The organism is Nonomuraea sp. NPDC003804 (genome assembly GCF_040610675.1).
GTDB lineage: Bacteria > Actinomycetota > Actinomycetes > Streptosporangiales > Streptosporangiaceae > Nonomuraea.
In genome coordinates, this window is record NZ_JBEXMT010000091.1 from 1 (window position 1) to 1,627 (window position 1,627).

Consider the following 1,627-nt stretch of genomic DNA (forward strand, 5'->3'; position numbering starts at 1 on the left):
GCTCGATGACTCCCGCGATTTCGTAGACCTGCAGTACACGCCGTTCCTCAAGGTCGATGATTACTACCTGCTCGCCCCTTCGGTGATCGCGCACGCCAATCTCGTGCGAAACATCGCCTTTGCCAATGGCCTCAATGAGAAGCGTCTCGCAGGCGAGGCCGACCCCATGCAATCGGCCGTGGAACAGGCGTTGCGCCACGCGGGTTTCCATGTCGGCGTCGAGGTCAAACCAACCCGAAAGGCTGGTGACACGGACCTGATCGCCTATCGGGATGGCACGCTGTACCTGATCGAATGCAAGAACGCCTACCATCCGTGCAATGCGCACGAGATGCGTAACAGCTACGACCACATTCGCAAGGCCGGCGAGCAGCTCTCGTTGCGGCAGCAGATGTTTGCCGATCCTGCTTACCAGAAGAAGGTCTGGCAGGCGCTCGAGTGGAACGTTGCCGCTCCTACCGCCACTCGAACGCTCGTGCTGACCGCCAATCGCGTCTTCACGGGGTCGACGATCCAAGGCCACCCGGTGCGTCAGGCACACGAGTTCATCAACGTGATCGCACGTGGGAGGATTCACAGTCCCGATGCGGTCTATCGCTTCTGGGAAGGCGATTCGCTGTCGACGGCAGATGTGGACCGCTACCTAGGCGGCGATGGCCTCGCGAGCGAACAGTTCGCGGCGCTTGAGCCGATCAACTACGCGAATGATTTCGGCGCGAGAACGCTGGTCTTCGAGAGTTGGCGCTTCAGCGTGGAGAAGTACCACAAACTCGTCCAGGCGCGTTACGCCCACAGAGCCGAGCCCATTGTCTCCTGATGGCTTGTGCAGGCGCGACTCGCGGTGCAGCGCTTCAGTGGACCACGGATCCCGTGGCCGTAGGAAAAGATTCTCGGGGTCGAAGGGCCCCACGTCGGCGGCCCGCTTCACATGCAGCATGCGCTTGAGTACGTACATATTCTTGAGGAGCGTCGGTTGCGCCTAGCCTAATCCCAGAGTGTCCAGCGACGCTGGCGGCGGTGTCCAACTAACATGGCGCTGCTGTCCAGTTGATTTGGCGCCAGTTTTCGAGAATCTTGGCTGCCGGTGTCCAACTACTTGGCGTTTAGTAGTTGAGCGCGCTGTTAACGTCGTACGCAGCATCCCCGGCGCCGAGTGCTTTCATGTGATGAGAGCATGGAACCAACCTACTACTCGCCGGAACAATGGGAAAGCACTCTCCCATTCATGTTTCTTCTAACGCGTCCCTTGTCCTCGACCGTTGCGCGGCGAAAGGTCCACTGCCCGCCGCAAGGCGGTGCCAGCGCAGGTAGCTGTTGAGTGCCCACATTGTGCTTCCCTGGCGGTGCGTCCCTCGCGAGCACGGCTCGGTCTGGAGTGCGGCAACCAAAGTCTGAACGCTAAGCCCCGACGCAAACGGAAGATTCGGAAATTATTGATGTTAAATAGTTTTTGCGAAAAACACTGCCAACCTATGGTTGCTGGGTAAGCATAGGTTGATCTGCAGAGAGCGCTTTTGGCTGAACCTATTGTTGCCCAGCAGGATCAACCTATGGTTGCCCGTCTAGCTGTCGGCTTCTTACGCGCACCACGCTCGATGCGTGATGCGGGCACTGATCCTGATCGCCT

Annotated in this window: 1 protein-coding gene; it reads left to right on the plus strand. The window is 58.9% G+C overall.

Features of this window, described 5'->3' with window-relative positions; translation table 11 throughout:
• Positions 1–817: hypothetical protein (locus ABZX22_RS44960; RefSeq protein ID WP_354923445.1), on the plus strand; the 817-nt coding region annotated here is incomplete at its 5' end.
• Positions 818–1,627 lie beyond the last annotated feature (810 nt).